This window comes from Streptomyces sp. NPDC056987 (assembly GCF_042673865.1).
Lineage (GTDB): Bacteria > Actinomycetota > Actinomycetes > Streptomycetales > Streptomycetaceae > Streptomyces.
Window position 1 is genome coordinate 90739 of record NZ_JBHURV010000005.1, and the last position, 24389, is coordinate 115127.

Genomic DNA, 24389 nt, shown 5'->3' on the forward strand with positions numbered 1-24389 from the left:
AGGTGTTCGGTGCGAACAGCGCGGGGCAGATCTGGACGCGTACGCAGGTGTCGATCGGTGGGGACTGGTCGGCCTGGACTCAGCTCGACGGCGGGTTGTCGCAGGTGGCGGCGGAGACGAACGCGGACGGCCGGATCGAGTTGTTCGGCGTGAACAGCGCCGGCCAGGTGTGGCACCGCTCGCAGTCCGCCCCGGGTGGATCGTGGTCGCCGTGGGTCCAGTTCGACGGTGCGCTGGCGTCGATCGCGGCGGCGCGTAACGCGGATGGCCGGTTGCAGGTGTTCGGTGCGAACAGCGCGGGGCAGATCTGGACGCGTACGCAGGTGTCGATCGGTGGGGACTGGTCGGCCTGGACTCAGCTCGACGGCGGGCTGTCGCAGGTGGCGGCGGAGACGAACGCGGACGGCCGGATCGAGCTGTTCGGCGTGAACAGCGCCGGCCAGGTGTGGCACCGCTCGCAGTCCGCCCCCGGTGGCGCCTGGTCGCCCTGGGTCCAGTTCGACGGAGCCCTGAGGCCGTAACCCGGCCCGGAACCGCACGGAACCGCACGGAACCGCACCGTGCGCGCCGGCCGCGGCGGGGCCCCGGCCGGCGTGCGACGGTACCTCCCACCGTCAGGGAGAGCGCTGGAGACCCGCCGCGGCCGTCAGCGCCTCCAGCGCGCTCGCCTGGGTGCGCCAGTCGGTCTGGTTGGGGCTCGTGCCGGACCAGCGCTGGCCGAGCTGGTTGAGGGGGTCCCGGTCGGTGGTCCAGATCGAATCGGCCTGTTTCCTGATGTACGCCCGGTACGAGGCCGAACCGGTGGCGTCCGCCAGATCGGCGAGGTGCCGCATGAAGATGCCCTTGAACTGCTTCTGGTTGTCGTCGCAGGACCGCGTGCCGGTGTCGCAGGACTCGGTCAGCACCCCGCCGCTGGTCAGCACCGGAGAGGTCGTCGCGGCGTCGGCCAGCCGCCGGGCCGTGTCCAGGTACCGGGCGCTCCCGGTCGAGCGCCACAGCTGGGTGAAGGCGCCGATCGCGAGGCCCTGGTTGTAACTCCACACGGTCTGGCCGTTGTTGCCGCAGCCGCCGGTCAGCCCGTCGTTGACCAGCCCCGAGGAGTTGATCATCCCGCTGGCGAGGTACCAGTCCGCCACCGTGGCCGCGCGGGCGCCCCACACGGTGTCGCCGCCGATCCGGTCGTGCAGCGAGGTGGTCAGCCACAGGTACAGCCCGTTGGTCACGGCGTTCTTGTAGGTGTGTTCCCGGTCCCACCACACCCCGCCGCCGCACGTTCCGGTGTCCCAGTGCTGCCGGACATACTCGGTGATCGTGACCGCCTCGTCGAGGTAGCGCCGCTCGCCCGTGTAGTCGTACGCCGTCAGCCAGGCCACCGCCCACCAGGCCGCGTCGTCGACGGCGCGGCTGATGAAGTGGCCCTCGACCGGGTCCGAACCGCGCCCGCCCGCCGGGAAGACACCACGGTTCTGCTCGAAGGTACGGGCGATCACCCAGTCGTAGTCGCGCCGCCCGGTGCGGTCGGCGAAGTCGACGACCGAGGTGAGCGCGACCGCCGAGTTCCACCAACTGCTCCGCCACCAGCCCTCGTCGGTGTGGTACGAAGCCATCAGCGCGTCCGCCGCCGCGCGCTCCCGGGTCGGCGCGGGCCTGACCCAGGCCGTGCAGCCGCCCTCCTGATGGGCCGCCTCCCGGCCACAGGCACGGACCGCGCCGCCGTACAGGAGACCACGGGGGTCCCGGGTGGCGAACATGACGGTCCGGGCCGAGGCCGCTCCGGCCCGCACGCTCGTCCGGCCGAGGGAGGAGCCCTCGGGCCAGCTCCCGCCGCCGTCCCAGGAGCGGTCGAGCCAGATCTCGTCGCCCGGGCCGCCGTTCTCGACGACACCCCAGGCCATGCCTGTTCGCTGGTCGACATGGAGGCTGACGGCGCGCCCGAAGAGGGTGGCCGGCGGCACGGGGGTGTCGTCGCCCGACGCGGTGGCCGGATCGGCGCCGTCGCACGAGGAGCCGTCGCACACCGTCGGGTACACCCAGTCGGTACAGGCGACGGCGGCGGCGTCGCCGCAGGCGCGGATCCAGCCGCGCCGGTGGCCCACCGGATCGGTGAGGTTGTACATCAGGGTGCGGGTGCCGGTCCAAGTACCGGGGATGCTCGCCCTGCCGAGCAGCGGCTCCCAGGTGGCGCCCCGGTCCCAGGACCGGTCCAGCCAGACCGAGTCGCCGCTCGCACCGTTGTCGATGCTCGCCCAGGCCATGCTGTCCGGGTCGGAGACGTGCAGCCGCAGGATCCGGCCGTTGATGTTCCGCTCCGGCACCGGGAAGGTGTCCTGCCGTGCCTTCGAGGGGTCCAGGGTGTCGCACGCCAGGGCACAGACCGGCGTCGCGGCGCGGGAGACGGCAGGGAGGGCGACGAGGCCGGTCAGGGCCAGGATCAGGGCCAGGAGACCGCCGAGGAGGGGACGGGTCCGCGCTGACATGACGTACCGCCTTTCCGAGAAAGCCGTACGTGGAAGGGAAGGGGCGGCTCTGCACTCCCCAACTCCCCCGAACACCACAGCACCGACCCGGTCGCTTGTCCAGACCTGACGCGGACAACGTTGTCCTCCGCGCGGGAGGCGTGAGCGGCCGGTCCGCCCCTCGGCGGGCCGCCACCGCCCTTCGGCGGCCGGGTACCCTACGGGCCCGTACCGATGAGGTCGGCCCCCAACTCATCGTCCACGCACGCCCCGACCGGCTCCGGCGTCCGCGCGCCGCACGGCCGGCCCCGCCCGAACCGAAGGACATCATGGCTCTCACCGGCACCGGAGACACCGTGGCCGCCGCAGCGGCGGCCGGCCACGCGGCCGCCGCGTTCAACATCATCCAGATCGAGCACGCCGAGGCCGTCATCACCGGCGCCGAGGCGGCGAACGCGCCGGTCATCCTCCAGATCAGCGAGAACGCCGTGCGCTACCACGGCGCCCTCGCCCCGCTGGCCCGCGCCGCCCTGGCCGCCGGGGAGCGGGCCGGGGTCCCGGTCTCCGTCCACCTCGACCATGTGACGGACCACGCGCTGGTCGGGGAAGCCCTCGAACTCGGCCTGCACTCGGTGATGTTCGACGCCTCCACCCTCGACTACGCCGACAACGTCAAGGCCACCGCCGACGTGGTCGCCCGGTGCCACGCGGCGCGCGTGTGGGTCGAGGCCGAACTCGGCGAGGTGGGCGGCAAGGACGGCGTGCACGCCCCCGGTGTACGCACCGACCCGGAGGAGGCCGCCGCCTATGTCGCCGCCACCGGCGTGGACGCGCTCGCCGTGGCGGTCGGCACGTCGCACGCCATGCTCACCCGCGACGCCGAACTGGACTACGGGCTGATCGGCGCGCTGCGCCGGGCCGTTCCCGTCCCCCTGGTCCTGCACGGTTCCTCGGGGGTGTCCGACCCTGGTCTCGTCGAAGCGGTCGGCCGCGGCATGACGAAGATCAACATCTCGACCCACCTCAACAACGCCTTCACCACCGCCCTGCGCGACCACCTCGCCGCCCACCCCGCCGCCGTGGACCCCCGCGGCTACCTCGGGGCGGGCCGGGCGGCCGTTGCCACCGAGGTCACCCGACTGCTCGGCATCCTGCGTCAGGACCGCCCCGCCTGAGAACCCCGATCCGAGAACCCCGGTCCGGTCTTCCCACGGGAGGGCGCCGCCGCCTAGCGTGTGACACATGGAACCGCGGCAGGAGTTGCCCGTACAGCACTTCGACCACTGTCCGTGGCTCTTCGGGAACGAGGCGACCGGGGAACAGCGCCTCGCGCAGAAGGAGCGGCAACGGTCGGTCGGCGGGGACAGCGAGGTCGGCGAGCGGTGCTACGTCGCCGGGTCGGCGGCCGTGTTCCCCGACCGGCTGCGGCTCGGCGACGACTCGTACATCGCCGCCCACGCCTACGTCACCGGCGAGTTGACCACGGGCACCGACTGCACGCTCAACCCGTTCAGCGTCGTCCGCGGCACCGTCACGCTGGGGAACGGGGTGCGGATCGGCGCGCACACCTCGCTGCTCGGCTTCAACCACTCCACCGCTCCCGACCGGCCGGTCTTCCGGCAGCCCCACACCAGCCGGGGCATCGTCGTCGGGGACGACGTGTGGATCGGCTCGCACGTGGTCGTGGTGGACGGCGTGACCATCGGCGACCACTGTGTGATCGGTGCGGGAGCGGTGGTCACCAAGGACGTGCCGACATGGACGGTGGCCGCCGGCAATCCCGCCCGGCCGCTCCGCGACCGGCGGGGCACCGGGGCGGCCTCCCCGGCCCGCGCGCACGGCGCCGATGTCCTGGCCCGGTTCGCCGAAACGGCCCGGGGCCAGGCCGCGGACGTCATCGCCCGGTGCTGGGACGGCGAGCGGTACGCCGACCGGCCCGGGGCCGCCCCCACCGTACGGGCACACTGCGACGCGGTGGAGATCTCCGACCTGCTGCTGGCCGCCGCTCCCGGGCAGCTCGACCGGGGTGAGCACGCCCGGCGGCTGGAGGCGCTGCAGGACCCGGGGACCGGTCTGGTGCCCGAGTTCGGCGCACCGCTCGGCGCACCGCTCGGTGGACCGCTCGGCGCACCGCCGTCCGCGCCGGACGACGACGGCTTCCCCGCCGAAGGGCCCGCGCTCTACCACGTCCTGTCCGTCGGCTACGCCCTCGACCTGCTCGGTTCCTCGTTCCCGCATCCGGTGCGCGGCGCCCGGGAGATGACGGCCGAGCAGCTCGTCGGCCGCCTGGAGCGGCTGCCGTGGCGTGACGGGGCGTGGGGAGCGGGGGCGTGGATCGACAGCTGGGCCACGGCCGCCCACTGGAACCTGCGCCGCCCGGACGCCGACGCCATCCGGCCGGGCGGCCTGGAGGCGCTCTTCGGCTGGCTGCTGACCCGGGCCGATCCGAGGACCGGCATGTGGGGCAGCCCCTCGCCCGCGGACGGATGGCTGCAGGTCGTCAACGGCCACTACCGGCTGACACGCGGCTCGTTCGCGCAGTTCGGGGTGGAGGTGCCGCACCCGCGGCGGGTCGTGGACGCGGTGCTGGAACACGCCCGCGACCTCCGTCACTTCGGCGCGGGCCGGGAGAACGCCTGCAATGTGCTGGACGTCGCCCACCCGCTGTGGCTGTGCACCCGGCAGCTCGGCGGGGACACCAGTGGCGACGACGGCTACCGCTCGGCCGAGATACGGGCCTGGGCCGAGCGGCAGCTGACCGCCGCCCTGCCGCGCTGGCAGGACGGCCGGGGCTTCGGCTTCGGCCCGGGAACGTCCGGGCCGGGACCCGAACCGGGGCTCCAGGGCACCGAGATGTGGCTCGCGATCATCTGGCTCCTCGCCGACCTGCTCGGCCGCTCCGACGCCCTCGGCTACCGCCCCCGTGGTGTCCACCGTCCCGAACCGGTCCACGACGGCCCGCCACGGAGATGACCCGCGCGGTGCGTGGTGTCCGACCGCCCGGGTGAGGGATCCGGGCGGCCGGACACCCTGCGCACCCTCACGCGGCCGAACCCGTCTTCGTGCCTCGTCGTGCCTCGTCGTATCCACGGGTGGTCCGTACATCCCCCACGTGGTCGGGCCATCGGGGGCCTCCCATCGCCACGGGACATGTGACATAGTACTGATGTGCCCGCTCCTCATCGGCCGCTTCGGCCTCTCCGGATCGTCGTCGTGGGCGCCGGCATCGTCGGCGCGGCGACCGCCCGCGCCCTGGCCCGCGCCGGCTGCGACGTGACCGTCGTCGACCGCGGCGCCACGGCCGGGGGCACCTCGGCCGGTGGCGAGGGCAATCTGCTCGTCTCCGACAAGGAACCCGGCCCCGAGCTGCGGCTGGCGCAGCGTTCGCTCGCCGCCTGGGCGCGGATCGAGGACGAGCTGCGCGACGAACTGCCCGCCGGATTCCCCGGTCTCGAACTGGAGCGCAAGGGCGGCCTGGTGGTCGCCACGACCGAGGCCGGCGCGGCGGCCCTGCTGGCGTTCGCGGACACCCAGCGGGGCGCCGGGGTGGTGGCCGAGACGGTGGACGACGCCGGGGCCCATGAGCTGGAGCCCGATCTGACACCGCACAGCACCGCCGCGGTGTTCTACCCCGAGGACCTCCAGGTGCAGCCGGTGGTCGCGACCGAGGCGCTGCTGGCCGCCGCCCGCCGCCACGGCGCCCGGGTGCGGCAGGGCGTCGAGGTGACGGGGCCGGTGCTGTCGTCGGGCCGGCTCGCCGGCGTACGGCTGGCCTCCGGAACCCTGCCCGCCGACGCCGTGGTGCTCGCCGCCGGGCCCTGGTCCGGCCTGGTCGCCGAGCGGCTCGGCGTCTCCCTCCCCGTGCGTCCGCGGCGCGGCACGGTGCTGGTCACCTCGCGGATGCCGGCCCGCGTACGGCACAAGGTGTACGACGCCGACTACGTGGGCGCGGTCGGTTCGGGCTCGGCCGACCTTCAGGTCTCCAGCGTGGTCGAGTCGACCGCCGCCGGGACCGTCCTGATCGGCTCCTCCCGCGAACGCCGCGGCTTCGACGAGCGGATCGAGGCCCGGGTGCTCACCGCGCTGGCCGCCAAGGCACTGCTGCTCTTCCCCTTCCTGGCCGACGCGCAGGCGATGCGCGCGTACGGAGGGTTCCGGCCCTTCGTCCCCGACCACCTGCCGGTGATCGGCGCCGACCACCGGCTGCCCGGCCTGTGGCACGCGACCGGGCACGAGGGCGCGGGCATCGGCCTGAGTCTGGCCACCGCCGACCTGCTGCGCGACCAGCTCCTCGGCGGCGCCGACGGTGCCGCGGAGGAGCTGGCCGCCGAGTTCCGGCTGGACCGTCCCACCCTGCTGCCGCACCTCGAAGGGGCCACCCGATGACGGGGATTCACATCGAGGTCGACGGGGACCGGATCGCCGGCCTCGCCGGCCAGACCATCGCCGGAGTGCTGCTGGCCGACGGGCGGGTGGCCTGGCGGCGTACCCGCGCCGGCCGCCCCCGCGGGGTCTTCTGCGGGATCGGCGCCTGCTTCGACTGCCTGGTGACCGTCAACGGCCTGCGCGACGTACGGGCCTGCCAGCGGCGGGCCGTGGACGGCGACAGGATCGACTTGCAGGAGGACGACCGTGACTGAGGTACTCGTCGTGGGCGGCGGACCGGCCGGCATGGCCGCGGCGCTGGCCGCCCGCCGCCACGGCGCCCGGGTCGTGCTGCTCGAAGCCGGTGACGACGTCGGCGGGCAGTACTGGCGGCATCTGCCGGACGGGCGGCGAGACACAGACGGGCGGGGGGACACGGACGAGCGGCTCTGGCAGCACGGCTGGGACCGCTTCGTCGCGATGCGCGCCGCACTGCTCGGCGACGCCGGCTGCGAGGTCGTGACCGGCGCGCACGTCTGGTCCGTCGACCGGCGTGACGACGCCCCGCCCCTGGTGCACGTGCTCGTCGGCGAACCGGACGGGCAGGGCCGTGAACCCCGTACCTACGACCCCTCGGCCCTGGTGCTCGCCACCGGGGCGTACGAGCGCACCCTGCCGTTCCCCGGCTGGGACCTGCCCGGGGTCTACACCGCCGGAGCGGCGCAGGCACTGGCCAAGGGCGAGCGGGTGGCCGTCGGCCGCCGCGTCCTGGTGGCCGGCGCCGGGCCCTTCCTGCTGCCCGTGGTCGCCGGCCTGTTGCGGATCGGCGCCGAGGTCGCGGGCGTGGTCGAGGCGGCGGGCCCGGCGCAGCTCGCCGGAGGCTGGGCGGCCCGGCCCTGGCGGCTGTTCCCCGCCCGGCGCAAGGTCGGTGAACTGACGGGTTACGCAAGGCAGTTGGCCGCCCACCGGATTCCGTACCGGACCGGCGCGGCGGTCGTCGCGGCGCACGGCACCGAGCGCGTGGCGGCGGTCACCGTGGCGCGCCTGACCCGGGACTGGACACCGGTCCCCGGCACCGCACGCCGGATCGAGGTCGACGCCGTCTGCGTGAGCCACGGCTTCGTCCCGCGCACCGAACTCGCCACCGCCGCCGGCTGCGCGGTCGGCGCGGACGGCGCGGTCACCGTCGACGAACGGCAGCGCACCTCGGTGCCCGGGGTGCTGACGGCCGGTGAGCTGACCGGTATCGGCGGCGTCGACCTGGCGCTGGCCGAGGGCGCGATCGCCGGGAGCGTCGCCGCCGGGGGCGCGCCCGCACCGGGCGCGGTCCGCGAGCGGGCGGCCTTCCGGGAGGTCGCCGCGCGGCTCGCCGCCGCGCACGGTATCCGCCCCGGCTGGCGCTCCTGGGTGGACGACGACACCGTGGTGTGCCGCTGCGAGGACGTCACCGCGGGCACCCTGCGTCGGACCGCGGAGCTGACCGGATCCCGCGGGCTGCGCTCGCTCAAACTGACCACCCGGGCCGGCCTCGGCCTGTGCCAGGGCCGCACCTGCGGCCGCGCGGTCGAGGACCTGCTCACCGGCGCGCACGGCCCCGGCCTGCTCGACCCGGGCCGTACCGCGCACCGGCCGATCGCGACCCCCGTACGCCTGGGCGAACTCGCCGCTTCCCCCAGGACCAGCAACCGAGAGGACCTCCCATGAGTTCCGCACCGACCGACCTGCGCGGGGTGATCGTCGCCACCGCGCTGCCCTTCAAGGAGAACCCCTCCGCCCCCTCCGGGCTGGAGGTCGACTACGACCGCTACGCGGAACACTGCGACTGGCTCATCGGCAACGGCTGCCACGGCGTCGGTCCGAACGGATCGCTCGGCGAGTACTCGGCGCTGACCGACGCGGAGCGCCGCAAGGTCGTCCAGGTGGCCGTCGAGACGGTCGGCGGGCGCGGTGTCGTGGTGGCCGGGGTGCACGGGCCCGGCTGGCACCAGGCCAGACACTGGGCCGAACTGGCCGCCGAGGACGGCGCCGACGGCGTGCTGGCGCTGCCGCCGACGATGTACCGGGCCAGCCGTGAACAGGTCGTCGAGCACTACACGAAGATCGACGAGGTCGGGCTGCCGATCATGATCTACAACAACCCGGTCGACACCAAGGTCGACCTGGTCCCGGACCTGGTGGCCGAGATCGCCGCGCTGCCCCACGTGACCGCGATCAAGGAGTTCAGCGGGGACGTACGCCGGCTCTTCGAGATCACCGAACTCTGCGACATCGACGTGGTGGCCGGCGCCGACGACGTGCTGTTCGAGCTGATGGCCGACGGGGCGGTCGGCTGGTTCGCCGGCTTCCCCAACACCTTCCCCGCCGAGTCGGTGGCGATCTACGACCACATGCTGGCCGGGCGATTCGAGCAGGCCAGGGAGCTCTACCGGCACCTCGTCGCGGTGTTCCGGTGGGACTCGCGCACCGAGTTCGTCCAGGCCATCAAGCTCGGCATGGAGATGGTCGGCCGGTACGGCGGCCCGTGCCGCCCGCCGCGCGGCCCCCTCTCCGCCGAGCACGACGCCCGGGTGCGGGCCGACATGCGGCGGGCCATCGCCGCGGTCGAGGCGCACCGCGCGACGGCGGCCTGAGATGCGTACGTCGCGGCTGTACTCCGCGGTCGACTCGCACACCGAGGGCATGCCGACCCGGGTCGTGACCGGCGGCGTCGGGGTGATTCCCGGCGCCACCATGAACGAGCGGCGGCTGTACTTCGCCGAACACCTCGACCACGTACGGCGGCTGCTGGTGAACGAGCCGCGCGGCCACGCGGCGATGAGCGGCGCCGTCCTGCAACCGCCGACCCGTCCCGACGCGGAGTTCGGCGTGCTGTTCATCGAGGTGTCCGGGTGCCTGCCGATGTGCGGCCACGGCACGATCGGGGTGGCCACGGTGCTGGTCGAGACCGGGATGGTCGAGGTCGTCGAGCCGGTGACCACCATCCGTCTCGACACGCCGGCCGGGCTGGTGGTGGCCAATGTCGCCGTCAAGGACGGGCACGCCGACAGCGTCACACTGGAGAACGTGCCCGCGTACTGCGACCGGCTCGACGAGACCGTCGAGGTGCCCGGCCTCGGTGAGGTCCGATACAGCTTGGCGTTCGGCGGGAACTTCTACGCCATGGTGGACCTCGACGACGTGGGGCTGCCGTTCGACCGCGCGCGCAAGGGCGAGATCCTGAGCGCCGGGCTGGCGATCATGGAGGCGATCAACACGTCGGCGCCCCCCGCACACCCGCTGATCGACGGGGTCGGCCACTGCCACCACGTGGAGTTCATCGCCCCCGGTTCGGACGCCGCGCACTCGCGGCACGCCATGGCCATCCACCCCGGATGGTTCGACCGGTCGCCCTGCGGAACCGGTACGTCGGCCAGGATGGCGGAGCTGCACGCACGCGGCGAGCTGGCGCTGCACCGGGATTTCGTCAACGAGTCCTTCATCGGGAGCCGGTTCACCGGCCGCCTGGTGGGGGAGACGACCGTCGGCGGCCTGCCCGCGGTGCTGCCGACCATCACCGGCCGGGCCTGGGTGACCGGGATCGGCCAGTACATGCTGGACCCGACCGATCCCTACCCGGACGGCTTCGAGTTCTGAGCCCCGGGTGCGGCCGGTCCGTACACGACCACATGCTCCGGCGGTCGGTGACATAGCGGGGGACGTCGGTATCGGTGTCGGCGTCGGGTGGCGTCGGTCTCGACGGGCCCCCGTATCGACGCCGCACCCCCGCACCTGCGACGACCGGTGAATGGGATACTCGGCACTGCGCCGGCCGACGGCGGTCGGCGGGATGTGACATTTTAGTGGTGGGAGGACGGCGCGGATGAGCTCATCAATCATCGGCCCGGTGTCGGTGGGGACGAGCCTGCGCGGCACGGTGGAGGACGCGGTGGCCGCGGCCATCGTCTCGGGTGAACTGGCCCCGGGGACCCTGGTCACCGCGCCGACACTGGCCGCGCGGTTCGGAATCTCCGCCACCCCGGTCCGTGAGGCCCTGCTCAACCTCCAGGGGCGCGGATTCGTCGACGTGGTGCGCAACAAGGGCTTCCGGATCACCGAGGTCAGCGAGCAGGACCTCTGGGAGATCGTGCGGCTGCGCCAGCTCCTGGAGGCGCCGCCGATGCGGGAGATCGCGCGGACGCTGCAGCCGGAGGCCGCCGCCGACCTGCGGCGCCGGGCCCAGGTGATCGTCGACTCGGCCGCCGCCGCCGATCTGGCGGCCTACCTCGCCGCCGACATGGCCTTCCATCTGCGGCTCCTGGAGCTGCATGGCAACCGCCGGCTGGTCGCGATGGTGAAGGACCTGCGGCAGCAGACCCGCATGGTGGGCCTGGCCGACATGATCGGCACCGCCGAGCTGGCCCGTTCGGCGGCCGAACACCACAGCCTGGTGGACCTGTTGGAGGCGCGCGACGGGCGGGGTGCGGAAACGCTGCTCACCGCCCACATCGGCCATGTGCTCGGCTGGTGGAACGGCCGCTCGGAGGAGTGAGACACCGGTGTGACGAGCCCGCCCGGCCGAGCCGGGCGGGCTCGTCGGCGTGCGCCGGAACCGGAATGTCACCCCGGTAAATTCTCGCGGAACCTCTTCTCCCGGGAGGTGTCACATACTACTGTCTCCTCAAGTGACCGGGCTCGCAGTGATCCCGGCCTCTCCGTGGGACCGGTCGTGGGCGCTCCGCTCTGCCCACCGGCCCACCGGATTCGCAGCGCATCTGCCCACCGTTTCCGCACGTAGTCGCTGGTCCGCCGGCCCGTCTCCCGTCCCGCTCCGCCGGACGGCCGGGCTGCCCGCACCCGACCGGAAGGTAGGACCCCTTGAAGAGAACCTCGTCTTCAGCGGCGCTCGCTGGGCTGGCGGCCGGCGCACTCGCCCTTTCGGCATGCACCGGCGGCGGCACCTCGTCCGAAGCCACCGGCGGTGGGAGCGGCGGGACCGCGGTCAAGGGCGGGACCGTACAGGTCCTGCAGTCGACCGACTTCTCCTATCTCGACCCGGCCCGCGGCTGGGACGGCGGCGTCAACGCGTTCTACCGCCTGATATACCGCCAGCTCATCACCAAGGCACCCAACGACGCCAAGGACCCCAACGCGATGGTCCCCGACCTCGCGGAGAGCCTCGGCAAGGTCTCCGCCGACGGTCTGACCTGGACCTACAAGCTCAAGGACGGGATCAAGTTCGACACCGGCGCGCCGATCACCTCCAAGGAGGTCAAGTTCGGCGTCAGCCGTAGCTGGGACCCGGAGATCGGCATCGGCTCGCCGTACCTCAAACAGCTGGTCGACGCCCCGAAGGGCTACCAGGGGCCGTACCGCTCGGGCGACCTGCCGACGATCGAGACACCCGACGACAAAACCATCGTCTTCCATCTCAAGGCTCCCTTCCCCGAGTTCGACGCGGCGCTCTCCCAGCCGGCGGGCACCCCCTTCCCGGTCGGCACCGGCGGGGGCGACTCGTTCATCAAGGACGTCGTCTCCTCCGGCCCGTACGACCTGGAGAAGCTCACCCCGGGCAGCCTGATCCAGCTCAAACGCAACCCGCACTGGGACGCGAAGGGCGACACGGTCCGCAAGGCCTACCCCGACGCGTGGCGCTTCACCGTCGGCGTCGAGGGCGCCACCATCGACGAGCGGCTCATCGCCGGCCAGGGCACGGACGTCAACGCGCTCTCCGGCAGTGTGCAGACGGCCACCGTGGCCCGCCTGCAGACACCGCAGCTCAAGGCACGGACGGTCAAGGCGCCGTCGACCTGTCTCACGTACATGGGTCTCAACACGACGAAGAAGCCCCTCGACAACGTGAAGGTGCGACAGGCCGTCAACTACGCGGTGGACAAGGGCTCGGTGCTCAATGCCAGCGGCGGCAGGCAGTTCGCCACGCTCTCCACCGGCCTCCTGCCGCAGACGGTCTCCGGGTACGTCGACCACAACGCCTATCCGAGCGCGGACAACGCCGGTGACCCGGCCAAGGCCAAGCAACTGCTCACCGAGGCCGGTTACCCGAACGGCTTCACGATGACCCTGGACGTACGCGCGAAAGAGGTCGAACAGCGCAAGGGCGAAGCGATCCAGCAGGCGCTCAAGCGGGCCGGTATCGAGGTCAAGCTGAACGTGATCGACGCGGCGACCTACTACGAGACGATCGGCACCCCGTCGCAGCAGCACGACGCGGCGATCACCGGCTGGTGCCCGGACTGGGCGTCGAGCGCGTCGACGTTCCTGCCGCCCCTGTTCGACGGCCGGAAGATCACCGCCAAGGGCAACCAGAACCTCTCCCAGCTCGACGACGACGCCGTCAACGCCGAGATCGACCGGATCGGCGCGATGACCGACCTGGCCGCGGCGAACAAGGCCTGGGGAGAGCTGGACAAGAAGATCATGGCGCTGGCTCCCTTCGTCCCGCTGAACGTCGAGAACCGCATCTACCTGCCGGGCACCAACGTGGCTGGAGTGATCGCCCCCAGCGGCGACGTCGACTACGGGATCATCGGTCTCAAGGACCCGGCGAAGGACTGACATGACGATCCCGTCAACGGGGGTGCAGGTGCCGGAGGTGTCGGTATCAGGCACAGACGGCACCCCCGGCACCGCCCCCGACCCCCGCCGGAGCGTGGCCCGGAACCTGCTGCGCGACCCGGTGGCCGTGGCCTGCCTCGGCTACATCGCGCTGATCGTGCTCATGGCGGTGTTCGCACCGCTCATCGTCCGGGTCAGCGGCTGGGACCCGTACGAGTTCGACCAGAGCGCCATCGACCCCGACCTCGGCGGCATGCCCGTCGGGTCCTGGGGAGGCATCTCCGGGTCGCACTGGCTCGGCGTCGAGCCCGGCAGCGGCCGGGACATCTTCGCCCGGATCGTGTACGGAGCCCGCTCCTCGATGCTCATCGCCCTCGGCGCGACACTGCTCACCACGGTGCTCGGCATGGTGTTCGGCCTGCTCGCCGGCTACTTCGGCGGCCGGACCGACATGCTGATCTCGCGGGTCATGGAGTTCCTGATGGCCTTCCCCGCGCTCATCTTCATGATCGCCGTGCTCTCCGCGCTGCCCGCGGACGACCGCCAGTACCTGCTGGTCGTGGTGATCTCGCTGTTCGGCTGGCCGTACCTGGCCCGCATCGTGCGCGGGCAGACCATGTCGCTCAAGGAACGCGAGTTCGTCGAGGCGGCCCGCGCGTCCGGAGCCTCCCGCACCACCATCGTGTTCACCGAGATCCTGCCCAACCTGCGCTCGACCATCCTGGTCATGGTGACCCTGGCGATCCCCGGTTACATCGGTACCGAGGCCGGACTGTCCTTCCTCGGTGTCGGTCTGGTGCCGCCCACGCCGTCCTGGGGACAGATGATCTCCAGTTCGGTGGGCTGGTACGCGGTGGTCCCCACGTACTTCCTGGTCCCGGGCGTCTTCCTGGCGCTGCTGGTGCTGTCCTTCATGGTCCTCGGCGACCGCATCAGGACCGCCGCCGAGCCGGGAGGCCGCTCATGACCCGCTACGTCGTGCACCGCGTGCTGGGCATGCTGCTGGTGCTGTTCCTGGTCTGCCTGTTCACCTATGTCATCTTCTTCGCCCTGTCGCCCGACCCCGCCGTACAGATCTGCGGCAAGAACTGCACCCCGGAGCGCATCGACCAGATCCGTGCCAACCTCGGCCTGACCGACCCGTTCCTCAGCCAGTTCCTGCACTTCCTGCAAGGGCTGTTCGCGGGCCGCGACTACGGCAGCGGCCCGTCCGCGGTGCACTGCCCGGCCCCCTGCCTCGGCTACTCGTTCCAGACCTCACAGCTCGTCACCGACATGGTCGTGCAGCGGCTGCCGGTCACTGCGGTGGTCGCCCTCGGCGCGGCCGTGCTCTGGCTGGTCATGGGCGTGATCGGCGGTCTGCTCAGCGCCGTGCGCGAAGGACGGTTCACCGACCGGTTCATCGCCGGACTCACCCTGGCCGGCATGTCGGTCCCGAACTACGTGCTCGCCCTGGCCCTCCAGTACGTGCTCGTGGTGTGGCTGCAGTGGCTGCCGTTCCCGCAGGCCGTCCAGTTCGCCGACGACCCGGGGCAGTGGTTCCTCAACTTCATCATGCCGTGGACGGTGCTGGCCATCGGCTACGCCTCGTCGTACACCCGCCTCACCCGGGCCAACGTCATCGACACTCTGGACGAGAACTTCGTGCGCACCGCGCGGGCCAAGGGCCTGCGACCGGACCTGGTGTGGCGGCGGCACGCGCTGCGCCCGGCGCTCACCCCGATCGTCACCATCGCCGGCATGGACTTCGCCGGCCTCCTCGGCGGCGCGCTGATCACCGAGACGGTCTTCGGGATCAACGGCGTCGGCAAACTCGCGGCGGACTCCATCACCAAGAACGACCAGCCGGTGATCATGGCGGTGACGCTGCTCGCGGCCTTCTTCGTCGTGGTCGGCAACATGGCCGTCGACCTGGTCTACTCGGCGATCGACCCGCGGGTCGGAAGAGGAGCGGCGTCATGAGCGACCTGCTGCGTGTGCGGGGCCTGACCGTCGCCTTCCAGGGTGCCCCGGTGGTCGACGCCGTCGACTTCGCCGTGCCGCCCGGCGGCGCCCTCGGCATCGTCGGCGAGTCCGGCTCGGGCAAGTCGATGACCAGCCTCGCGATCATGGGGCTGCTCCCGAAGGGCGCCACCCGCTCCGGCCGCGTCGAGTTCGACGGCGGCGACCTCACCGCACTGACCGAACGCGGGATGCGCGCCGTGCGCGGCGACCGGATCGCGATGGTGTTCCAGGACCCGCTCTCCTCGCTCAACCCGTACTACACCGTGGGCACACAGATCGCCGAGGCCTACCGCTCGCACCGTTCCGGCGTCAGCCGCCGCGCCGCCCGCGCCGCGGCGATCGAGGCGATGGAACGCGTGCACATCCGCGACGCGGCCCGCCGCGTCGACGAATACCCGCACCAGTTCTCCGGCGGCATGCGCCAGCGCGTGATGATCGCCATGGCGCTCAGCACCGAGCCCAGCCTGATCATCGCCGACGAGCCGACCACCGCGCTCGACGTCACCGTCCAGGCCCAGATCCTCGACCTGCTCGCCGAGGTACGCCGCGACACCGGCGCGGCGCTCATCCTCATCACCCACGACCTCGCCGTGGTCAGCGAGGTCGCCGACACACTGATCGTCATGCGGCACGGCAAGGTCGTCGAGTCCGGCACCGCCGAGCAGATCTTCTGCGACCCGCGGCACCCGTACACCCGGGCACTGCTCGAAGCGGTCCCGCGGATCGACGACGAGATCGGCGAGCTGCAGACCCTGGGAGGCGACACATGAGCTCCGAACCACTGCTGCGGGCCCGGGACCTGGTCAAGGAATTCCCCGTCGCCGGTACGGCCGGACTGCTGCGCCCCGCGCGCAGGTTCACCGCCGTCGACTCCGTCTCCTTCGACCTGCACGCGGGCCGGACCCTCGCCCTGGTAGGCGAGTCCGGCTCGGGCAAGTCGACCACCGCACGGCTCGCGGCCCGGCTGATCGACGTCACGTCGGGCACCGTCCACCTCGACGGCCGCGACATCACCGCCCTGCACGGGCAGGACCTGCTGGAGGTACGCCGCCAGATCCAGGTCGTGTTCCAGGACCCGTTCTCCTCGCTCAACCCCCGGCACACCGTCGAACGGATCGTCACCGCCCCCCTGCGCTACCAGAAACGGCCGATACCCGGCGGCCCCCGGACGGTCGCCCGCGCGCTCATGGAACGGGTGGGGCTCGACCCCGACCACGTCGACCGCTACCCCGCGCAGTTCTCCGGCGGGCAGGCGCAGCGCATCGGCATCGCCCGCGCCCTCGCCGTGAGCCCGCGCGTCCTGGTCTGCGACGAGGCGGTCTCGGCCCTCGACGTCTCGGTGCAGGCCCAGATCATCAACCTGCTGCGCGAACTCCAGCGCGAGGAGGGGTTCGGCTGCCTGTTCATCGCCCATGACCTCGCCGTGGTCCGGCAGATCGCCACCCGCGTGGCGGTGATGACCGGCGGCCGGGTGGTGGAATCCGGTGAGCGGGACGCGGTGTTCGACGACCCGCGCCACGCGTACACCCGTACCCTGCTCGCCGCCGTGCCCCGGATCCGCCCCGAGTGGGACGCGCGCCGGCGCGCCAACACGAGCGGAGCCACCGCGTGAACCCGGTGGAGTACCCCCTGCCCGGCGCCTGGGTCCGCGAGTTCACCGTGGCCGCGCCGCTCGACTGGTCCGATCCCGGCGGAGCGGCCATCGAGCTGTTCGTCCGGGAGTTCACCGACCCCGACCGCCGCCACGACGACCTGCCGCTGCTCACCTATCTGCAGGGCGGCCCCGGCGGCGCCAACCCCCGGCCCGCCCCGCTGGGCGGCTGGCTGCCCGAGGCCCTGACGCACTACCGGGTCGTTCTGGTCGACCAGCGCGGCACCGGGCGCAGTACCCCGGTCGACGGAGCCGACATCGCGGGCTTCCCCGACGCCCGTGCGGCCGCCGACCACCTGCTGTGCTTCCGCGCCGACTCGATCGTGCGCGACCTCGAACTCGTCCGTACCCGGTGCTACGACGGCAGGCGCTGGGCCACCCTCGGACAGAGCTTCGGCGGGTGGATCACCCTGACCTATCTGTCGCACGCGCCCGAGGCACTGACCGCCTGTTACGTCTGCGGCGGGATCCCCGGCACACCGCCCGATCCGGACGAGGTCTACCGGCGTACGTTCGACCGGGTGGCCGGCAAGACCGCCGACTTCTACCGGCGCTACCCGCGGGACGCCGCCGCGGTGGCCGCGATCGCCGACCGGCTCGCCGCCGGTGACGTGACGCTCCCCGACGGCTCGCCGCTGTCGGTACGCCGGTTCCAGACCCTGGGCGGGGAACTCGGCTTCGGAGCCGGCCATCAGCGCCTGCACTGGCTGGTCTCCGAGGCGGTCCGCCGGGACGGCCGCCTCGACGACGCGTTCCTGGAGACCGTGCTGGTCAAGACGTCGAACGCGGGCAACCCGCTGTTCTGGACCCTCCAGGAGTCGATCTACGGCGACGGACCGAACGGCCCCTTCCGCTGGTCCGCCCAGCGTGAACGGGACCGGCGGCCGGAGTTCGCCGGGGACCGCCGCCCGCTGCTGTTCACCTCGGAGATGACGTTTCCGTGGATGTTCGAGGAGATCCGGGCGCTGCGGCCGTTCGCGCCCGCGATGGCCGAACTCGCCGAGCAGCGGGACTGGAGCCCGCTCTACGACCCGGCCCGGCTCGCCGCCAACGACGTTCCGCTGGCCGCCGCCGTCTACGCCGACGACGTGTTCGTCGACGCCGGGCTGCAGCGCGACACCCTGAGCCGGGTCGGCAACGCGGCGACCTGGGTGACCAACGAGTACGAACACGACGGCATCGCCGACGGCCGGGTACTGCGCCGGCTGCGGGAGATGGTCCGCGACCGAGGAGGCGAAAAGCGTTGACCGAGACGACCACCCCGCAGGCCGGCGGAACGGCCGGCCCGCCGTATGCCGGGGGGACCAACCCGCCCAGGGCCGCGGGGACCACTCCGCCGTACGCCGGTACGAAACCGCCGCGGCTGGCCGACGAGAGCCCCGGCTTCCTGGCCCGCATCGGACAGGGCTGGGCCGCACGCGACATCCCGGCACCGGTGAGCCCGGCCGCGGCACGCGCGGCGGCCGGGCACCGGACCCGGCTGAGCGCCCGCCTGCCGGACCGGACCCTCGTCCTGGCCGCGGGCCGCGCGCCCCGCCGTAACGGCGACGCCGACTACCCGTTCCGCGCGGACAGCGACTTCGTCTGGGCCACCTCGTGCGCGACCGAGGGCGCGGTCCTGGTGATGACGCCGCGGCCGGGCGGCCACGACGCCGTGCTGTACCTGCCGGCTCCCGCCCGGCCCGGCGAACGCGACTTCCACGCCAGCGCGGCGTACGGGGAACTGTGGGTCGGCCCCTCGGCGGGGCTCGCCGCCTGGTCGGCCGCGCTGGACCTGCCGGTGCGGCCGATCGGCGACCTCGGCGAGCGGCCCGGCGGCCCGGCGGACGACGTCCGCGCGGTGCTCTCCGACCTTCGCATGATCAAGGACGACTGGGAGATCGGCCAGCTGCGGGAGGCCGTGGACCACACCGTCACCGGATTCGCCGCCGTCGCCGACGAGATCCCGCGGGCCGTCGCCGACGCCCTGGGGGAGCGCTGGCTCCAGGGCACCTTCGACCGGCACGCCCGCACCGTCGGCAACGGACCCGGCTACAACACCATCGTCGGCTCCGGCGAACACGCCCCGATCCTGCACTGGGTCCGCTGCGACGGCCCGGTCCGCCCCGGCGAGACCCTGCTGCTCGACATGGGCGTCGAGGCGAACTCGCTGTACACCGCCGACGTGACCCGGACGCTCCCGGTGGGCGGCACCTTCACACCGGTCCAGCGCCGGGTGCACGACCTGGTCGAGGCCGCGCACCGGGCCGGCATGGACCAGGTACGCCCCGGCGCCACCTACACCGACTTCCACTTCGCCGCCATGGAGGTGCTGGCGCGCGGACTCCACGACTGGGGGCTCCTGCCGGTCTCGGTCGACGAGGCGCTCGCCCCCGAGGGCCAGCAGCACCGCCGCTATCTCGTCTGCGGCATCGGCCACCACCTGGGCCTGGACGTGCACGACTGCGCCTCCTCGACGTACGAGCGCTACCAGGGCGCGCCGCTGCGGCCCGGCATGGTGCTGACGGTCGAACCCGGCCTGTACTTCCACGCCCACGACGAGACCCTGCCCCCCGAACTGCGCGGAATCGGCGTACGCCTGGAGGACGACCTCCTGGTCACCGGGACCGGGCACGAGGTGCTGTCGGGCGCGCTGCCGATCGACGCCGCCGGGATCGAGAAATGGGCGGCCCGATGACCCGCGCGCGTCCCTTCGCCCTGCGCGACGTCGACCTTCTCGACGGGGTGCACTCCCGGACCAGGGACCAGATGCTGCATCTCGCCCGGGTGTTCCCGGTGGACCGGGTGCTCGCCGTCTTCCGGGCCAACGCGGGGCTCGACACCCGCGGGGCGCTGCCCCCGGGCACCTGGGAGGACTTCGGCCATCCCGACGAGCGGGCCTGGTCCGAGGCCGACTACCCGGGACCGGGCGTAGCACCCACGGCGAGCCTGCTGCGCGGGCACTACGCGGGGCACTTCCTGTCCATGCTGTCGCTGTCGTACGCCTCGACCGGCGAGGAACTCCTGCGGGACAAGGCGGACGAGACGGTCGCGGGCCTGGCCGAGGTACGCGACGCGCTGGCGGCGACCGGGCGTTACAGCCATCCGGGGTTCCTGGCGGCGTACGGCGAATGGCAGTTCTCGCGGCTGGAAGACATGGCACCGTACGGGGAGATCTGGGCGCCGTACTACACCTGCCACAAGATCATGGCGGGGCTGCTCGACGCGTACGAGCAGACCGGCTCCCGGCAGGCGCTGGAGATCGCCACCGGCATGGGCCACTGGGTGGCCGGCCGGATCCTGCGGCTCGACCGGGCGCGGTTGCAGCGCATGTGGTCCCTCTACATCGCCGGCGAGTTCGGCGGCATGAACGAGACCATGACGCGGCTGCACCGGATCACCGGAGAGGCGTCGTTCCTGCGCGCCGCCGGGGCCTTCGAGGTCGACCGCGTGCTGGACGCCGCGGTGGCGGGCCGGGACGTGCTCGACGGCATGCACGCCAACCAGCACCTCCCCATGCTCGTCGGACACCTCGACCAGTACGACGCCACGGGCGAGCGCCGCTACCTCGACGCGGTCGTCGCCCTCTGGGACCAGATCGTGCCCGGCCGGACCTTCGCGCACGGCGGCACCGGCGAGGGCGAACTGTGGGGCCCCGCCGACACCGTGGCCGGGTTCGTCAAACGGCGCAACGCCGAGACCTGCGCCACCTACAACCTGCTGAAGATCGCCCGTTCGCTGTTCGGGCACACCCTCGACCGCCGGTACGCCGACTACGCCGAGCGCGCCTCGCTCAACCACATCGTGGGCTCCCGCGCGGACGTCACCTCGGACACCAGCCCCGAGGTCCTGTACATGTACCCGGTGGACCCGGGCGCGCTGCGCGAGTACGACAACGTCGGCACCTGCTGCGGCGGCACCGGCCTGGAGAGCCATGTCAAACACCAGGAATCTGTGTGGTTCCACGCGCCCGGGCAGCTGTACGTGACGAGTTACGTACCCTCGCGGCTGCGCCACGCCGACGGTGAAGTGACCCTGCGGACCCGCTACCCCCGCGACGGGAAGGTGGCGGTCGAGTTCGGCCTCGCCTTCTCCGGCGCACTGCACCTGCGCATCCCGCCCTGGGCCGCCGCCCCCCGGATCGACGGCGTGGAGACACCCGTGCCGGCCGCCGGATTCGTGACACTGCGCCGCGACTTCCGCCCCGGCGACATCGTCGAACTCGACCTGCCGATGCCGCTGCGGCTGGTGCCCACCCCCGACGATCCCACCCTGGTCAGCGTGGAACTCGGCCCCACCGTGCTGCTCGCGCGCGACGACGCCACCACCACCCTGCCGGTCGCGGCGGCCGCCCACCGGCGTCTCGACGGCACCATCGCCGGGCACACCACCGACGGGGACCTGGTCTCGGTGCTCGGCCGGACCTTCGAACCCGCCTGGTCCGGCGGCGCCCACCGGCACCACATGTACCTGCGCCTGGCCGACCCGGAGATCGCCTTCCTGGGCAGCGCGCCCGGGGTGCCCGACCGTCAGGACGCCGACGGCTGGTCGTTCCTCACCGGTCTGTGGGCGGACGGTGGTTACGCCGACGTCGCCGCGTTCTTCACCGCGGTCCACCGGGGGGTGGTGCGGGCGGCCCGCTCCGGGCTGCTGAGCCGGGACGAGGCGGCCCTGGTGCTCCTGGCGGCCGCCGCGAGCACCCTCGACGGCCCGGCCGTGCCGCGCCGCGGGGTCGTCGGCCCGGACGGGGCGGACCCGGTGCGCGTGACCCGGACGGTCCCCGCGGACGGGCGGTCCGCCGAGGACGTCGTCGCCTGGTCGCTCCCGGCCGACATCGGCGCGGGGGATCCGCTGCCGGTGGTCCGGTTGGAGGTGACCGGCGACCGTGCCCCGTCCGGCTGGTACACCCGGGAACCGGGCTTCGCGGTGACCTCGCTCTCGCCCGCCACCCTGGAAGCCGCGGTGGGCGAGGGCGTCTGGCGGCCCGCGACCGGGGTGATCGCCCTGGACCGCGAGGGCCACCACGTGCTCCGGGGCCGGGCCACCGACCCCTCCGGCCGGACCGTCCACGCCACGCGCGAGGTCGCCGTGGACACGCGGCCCCCGTCGGTGCGTGCCGAGGTCCGTCCGCTCGGACCGAGCAACGTCGAGGTGACCCTCCACGCCGACGACGAAGTGTCCGGCGTGGACCGCGTCCAGTGGCGTACCCCGGAGACGTTCTGGGGCGTCTACCAGGAGCCGTTCACCAGGGCGCTGCGCGAGGAGCCGCAGATCCTTGAGTTCATCGCCACCGACCGCGCCGGGAACACCACACCGGTCCAGCGGGTGGCGCTGCCCCCGCTGCCCTGAGAATCCCGGGTGATTTTCCCGAACCGAAGGTTGCCGAAAGGGTTTTCGTACGTCAGTGTCAACAGTAATAGATGCCCCGTCCATCAGTGTCGGCCTGCACGCGCGCACCGGAGTCCTCTGCGTCCACCGCCCTTGTCCGGTGCCCGGGAAAAGGCCCGAAAGGTCGGCGTGGCGCCCATCATCGGCCCCCAACGGGATGGTGTTTCCGTCGTGACGCTTCTGCATGCTCGATTACGGCCACTGTGGCTCGCTGTCGTACTGACCCTCACGCTGGTGACCGGTGCCTCGGTCGCGCCGTCGGCGACGGCCCGCGCGTCGGCGCCCGCCGCGAAGTCCGTCTACATCCCCGCGAGATGGACCCAGACGGGCGAGGTGCCCTGGGCGGCGGACCGGAGCCGGGAGTCCGACAACTTCATCCTGCTGTGGGGCGAGAAGTCGGGCACCAACCCGGTGTCGGCGCCCTCGCCGTACAACTTCGACCCGAACAGCGTCATCACCCAGTTGGAGAACCTCTACCGGTTCTACGTCAGCACGATGGCCTTCACCCCGGAGACCGGGCTGCTGGCACAGCACAAGATCATCGTGATCGTCACCCGGACCTGGAACCGCACCGCGCTGGACGCCTGGGCCAGTGGCGGATCGGTGGACAACAGGGTCGGCGTCATCAACGTCGCCCCGGGCGCCGCGCTGCCCGGTTCGTGGGGGCTGGCGCACGAACTCGCCCATGTCTTCCAGAACTACACGTTCCTGGGCCGCTCCGGCGCCGGCTTCGTCGACCCGAGCGCGGGCACGTTCTGGGAGACCAGTGCCGAGTTCATGGCGATGCAGGCGCTGCCCACCACCGCGGCCGGGGACCTCACCCGCTGGCTGCGCTCGGAGAACCTGTACTTCAGTTCCAGCCGGCACCACTACGGCAACTGGATGCTGGCGCAGTACATCAAGGACCGGGACGGTCTCGCGATGTTCAACCGGATCTGGAACGAGGCGCGCAGCACCGAGCACCCGCTGGAGACGTACCGCCGGATCGCCGGGATCAGCCAGTCCGAACTGAACCGGCGGGTCGGCGAGTACGCCACCCGTACCGTCAACTACGACTTCGGCAACCGCTCGACGCTGATGCCGTTCCTCAACAACGTGTACGGCGCGGGCTTCCTCAACGCGTACAACGGGGGCAACGTCGAGGCCGTCGACCAGGGCCTGGGCCACTACCGGATCAACGCGCGGGTGGCGCCCTCGGACTACGGCTTCAACAAGATCAAGCTCGTGCCCGCGCAGGCCGGGGGGCTCGTGAAGATCCGGCTGAAGGGGCACGCGGAGACCGGCGCGAGCGGCTGGACGTTCGGACTGGTCGCGATGCGGGGCGGCGCGGCACGCTACTCGCCGCTGACCTCGGGCACCGACGGGCAGATCAGCTTCCAGCTGCAGTCCGGCGAGAGCGAGGTCTGGCTGGTCGTCACCGCCACCCCGACCGCGGTGCCGCACTACGGCTTCCTGGACGGCTACACCAAGGCCCGGCGCTTCCCGTACGAGTTCCGCCTCTCCGGCGCCACCCCGTCCGGCTTCGAGCCCGGCCACGTCAAGCCCGCCGCGACCGGCGGCGGACACTGGCACGCCAACGGCGGCGGCTGGGTCTCCAACAGCGCCAATGTCGCCGCCACGGCCTATGTCGGCCCGAAGGCCGCGGTCTACGCCGGTACGGTCACCGGCAACGCCCGCATCGAGGGGCTCGGCTGGGTCAACGGCGGTACCGTCGGCGGCAACGCCGTGGTCAAGGACAACGCCCTGATCCAGGGCGGCGCCAACCTGTCCGGGAACGTCGTCGTCGGCGGGGACGCCGAACTCGCCCTCACCTGCGGCGCGGGCACCTATCTGATGTTCAACCCGGACCGGGGCTGCGACGGCCGCGGCGGCGAGACCGACATCAACCCGTCGTTCACCGCCTTCCCCAGCGCCGACCTGGCGATTTCTTAGGGCGGACCGCCGCCTCGGCGGACCGCGGGAACCGGTGAAGTCCCCGCCGAGGAAAGGCTCTT

19 protein-coding genes are annotated in these 24389 nt (G+C 72.5%); 18 read left to right on the forward strand and 1 reads right to left on the reverse strand.

The window, feature by feature from the left end; all coding sequences use genetic code 11:
• Positions 1–521, forward strand: a 521-nt coding sequence (locus tag ACFTZC_RS07950; RefSeq protein WP_382887903.1) for a tectonin domain-containing protein, incomplete at its 5' end; no start/stop codon positions are given.
• A gap of 93 nt (positions 522–614) precedes the next feature.
• On the opposite strand, the gene ACFTZC_RS07955 is transcribed toward ACFTZC_RS07950, so the two are convergent.
• Positions 615–2477 carry a glycoside hydrolase family 76 protein gene (locus ACFTZC_RS07955; RefSeq protein WP_382887904.1) on the reverse strand — a complete coding sequence of 621 codons (1863 nt, stop codon included), beginning with the start codon at positions 2475–2477 and terminating at the stop codon, positions 615–617.
• Between the two features lie 308 nt (positions 2478–2785).
• On the opposite strand from ACFTZC_RS07955, the gene ACFTZC_RS07960 reads away from it, so the two are divergent.
• From ACFTZC_RS07960 to ACFTZC_RS08040, 17 genes are all read left to right on the forward strand, one after another.
• Complete coding sequence (locus ACFTZC_RS07960; protein WP_382887905.1) at positions 2786–3631, forward strand: ketose-bisphosphate aldolase; 846 nt, start codon at positions 2786–2788, stop codon at positions 3629–3631.
• 67 nt (positions 3632–3698) lie between these two features.
• A complete protein-coding gene (locus tag ACFTZC_RS07965; RefSeq protein ID WP_382887906.1) occupies positions 3699–5429 on the forward strand; it encodes an acyltransferase in 1731 nt (576 codons plus the stop codon).
• 195 nt (positions 5430–5624) lie between these two features.
• On the forward strand, positions 5625–6842 hold the full coding sequence (locus ACFTZC_RS07970; protein WP_382887907.1) for an NAD(P)/FAD-dependent oxidoreductase: 1218 nt from the start codon (positions 5625–5627) through the stop codon (positions 6840–6842).
• Positions 6839–7096, forward strand: coding sequence for a (2Fe-2S)-binding protein (locus ACFTZC_RS07975; RefSeq protein WP_382887908.1), 258 nt, complete (start codon positions 6839–6841; stop codon positions 7094–7096). The genes ACFTZC_RS07970 and ACFTZC_RS07975 overlap by 4 nt, the downstream gene beginning before the upstream one ends.
• Entirely contained in the window at positions 7089–8525 is a 1437-nt protein-coding gene (locus ACFTZC_RS07980) for an NAD(P)/FAD-dependent oxidoreductase (RefSeq protein WP_382887910.1), read from the forward strand. The genes ACFTZC_RS07975 and ACFTZC_RS07980 overlap by 8 nt, the downstream gene beginning before the upstream one ends.
• Positions 8522–9451 (forward strand): dihydrodipicolinate synthase family protein, encoded by a 930-nt coding sequence (locus ACFTZC_RS07985; protein ID WP_382887911.1) that lies wholly within the window; start codon positions 8522–8524, stop codon positions 9449–9451. The genes ACFTZC_RS07980 and ACFTZC_RS07985 overlap by 4 nt, the downstream gene beginning before the upstream one ends.
• Before the next feature lies 1 nt (position 9452).
• Positions 9453–10454, forward strand: a complete 1002-nt coding sequence (locus tag ACFTZC_RS07990) for a proline racemase family protein (protein ID WP_382887912.1) — start codon at positions 9453–9455, stop codon at positions 10452–10454.
• 226 nt (positions 10455–10680) lie between these two features.
• A complete protein-coding gene (locus ACFTZC_RS07995) occupies positions 10681–11349 on the forward strand; it encodes a GntR family transcriptional regulator (RefSeq protein WP_382887913.1) in 669 nt (222 codons plus the stop codon).
• A gap of 326 nt (positions 11350–11675) precedes the next feature.
• The gene (locus ACFTZC_RS08000) at positions 11676–13373 is read left to right on the forward strand and encodes an ABC transporter substrate-binding protein (protein WP_382887914.1); all 1698 of its coding nucleotides are present in this window, start codon (positions 11676–11678) and stop codon (positions 13371–13373) included.
• Between the two features lies 1 nt (position 13374).
• Positions 13375–14340, forward strand: coding sequence for an ABC transporter permease (locus tag ACFTZC_RS08005; protein WP_382887915.1), 966 nt, complete (start codon positions 13375–13377; stop codon positions 14338–14340).
• A complete protein-coding gene (locus ACFTZC_RS08010; RefSeq protein WP_382887916.1) occupies positions 14337–15335 on the forward strand; it encodes an ABC transporter permease in 999 nt (332 codons plus the stop codon). The genes ACFTZC_RS08005 and ACFTZC_RS08010 overlap by 4 nt, the downstream gene beginning before the upstream one ends.
• A complete protein-coding gene (locus ACFTZC_RS08015; RefSeq protein WP_382887917.1) occupies positions 15332–16147 on the forward strand; it encodes an ABC transporter ATP-binding protein in 816 nt (271 codons plus the stop codon). Before ACFTZC_RS08010 ends, ACFTZC_RS08015 begins: the two co-directional genes overlap by 4 nt.
• Complete coding sequence (locus tag ACFTZC_RS08020; protein WP_382887918.1) at positions 16144–16989, forward strand: ATP-binding cassette domain-containing protein; 846 nt, start codon at positions 16144–16146, stop codon at positions 16987–16989. Before ACFTZC_RS08015 ends, ACFTZC_RS08020 begins: the two co-directional genes overlap by 4 nt.
• The gene (locus ACFTZC_RS08025) at positions 16986–18275 is read left to right on the forward strand and encodes an alpha/beta fold hydrolase (RefSeq protein WP_382887919.1); all 1290 of its coding nucleotides are present in this window, start codon (positions 16986–16988) and stop codon (positions 18273–18275) included. Before ACFTZC_RS08020 ends, ACFTZC_RS08025 begins: the two co-directional genes overlap by 4 nt.
• Positions 18272–19705: an aminopeptidase P family protein gene (locus ACFTZC_RS08030; RefSeq protein WP_382887920.1), complete on the forward strand. Its 1434-nt coding sequence runs from the start codon at positions 18272–18274 to the stop codon at positions 19703–19705. The genes ACFTZC_RS08025 and ACFTZC_RS08030 overlap by 4 nt, the downstream gene beginning before the upstream one ends.
• Complete coding sequence (locus tag ACFTZC_RS08035) at positions 19702–22356, forward strand: beta-L-arabinofuranosidase domain-containing protein (protein WP_382887921.1); 2655 nt, start codon at positions 19702–19704, stop codon at positions 22354–22356. Before ACFTZC_RS08030 ends, ACFTZC_RS08035 begins: the two co-directional genes overlap by 4 nt.
• Before the next feature lie 210 nt (positions 22357–22566).
• On the forward strand, positions 22567–24327 hold the full coding sequence (locus ACFTZC_RS08040) for a DUF6055 domain-containing protein (RefSeq protein WP_382887922.1): 1761 nt from the start codon (positions 22567–22569) through the stop codon (positions 24325–24327).
• The last annotated feature ends 62 nt before the right edge of the window (positions 24328–24389 follow it).

Coding starts and splice junctions, on each gene's coding strand:
- ACFTZC_RS07960 (WP_382887905.1), top strand. CDS start 2,786: ATGGCTCTCACCGGCACCGGAGACACCGTGGCCGCCGCAGCGGCGGCC.
- ACFTZC_RS07975 (WP_382887908.1), top strand. CDS start 6,839: ATGACGGGGATTCACATCGAGGTCGACGGGGACCGGATCGCCGGCCTC.
- ACFTZC_RS08020 (WP_382887918.1), top strand. CDS start 16,144: ATGAGCTCCGAACCACTGCTGCGGGCCCGGGACCTGGTCAAGGAATTC.
- ACFTZC_RS07965 (WP_382887906.1), top strand. CDS start 3,699: ATGGAACCGCGGCAGGAGTTGCCCGTACAGCACTTCGACCACTGTCCG.
- ACFTZC_RS08035 (WP_382887921.1), top strand. CDS start 19,702: ATGACCCGCGCGCGTCCCTTCGCCCTGCGCGACGTCGACCTTCTCGAC.
- ACFTZC_RS07985 (WP_382887911.1), top strand. CDS start 8,522: ATGAGTTCCGCACCGACCGACCTGCGCGGGGTGATCGTCGCCACCGCG.
- ACFTZC_RS08015 (WP_382887917.1), top strand. CDS start 15,332: ATGAGCGACCTGCTGCGTGTGCGGGGCCTGACCGTCGCCTTCCAGGGT.
- ACFTZC_RS07995 (WP_382887913.1), top strand. CDS start 10,681: ATGAGCTCATCAATCATCGGCCCGGTGTCGGTGGGGACGAGCCTGCGC.
- ACFTZC_RS07955 (WP_382887904.1), bottom strand. CDS start 2,477: ATGTCAGCGCGGACCCGTCCCCTCCTCGGCGGTCTCCTGGCCCTGATC.
- ACFTZC_RS08010 (WP_382887916.1), top strand. CDS start 14,337: ATGACCCGCTACGTCGTGCACCGCGTGCTGGGCATGCTGCTGGTGCTG.
- ACFTZC_RS08005 (WP_382887915.1), top strand. CDS start 13,375: ATGACGATCCCGTCAACGGGGGTGCAGGTGCCGGAGGTGTCGGTATCA.
- ACFTZC_RS07990 (WP_382887912.1), top strand. CDS start 9,453: ATGCGTACGTCGCGGCTGTACTCCGCGGTCGACTCGCACACCGAGGGC.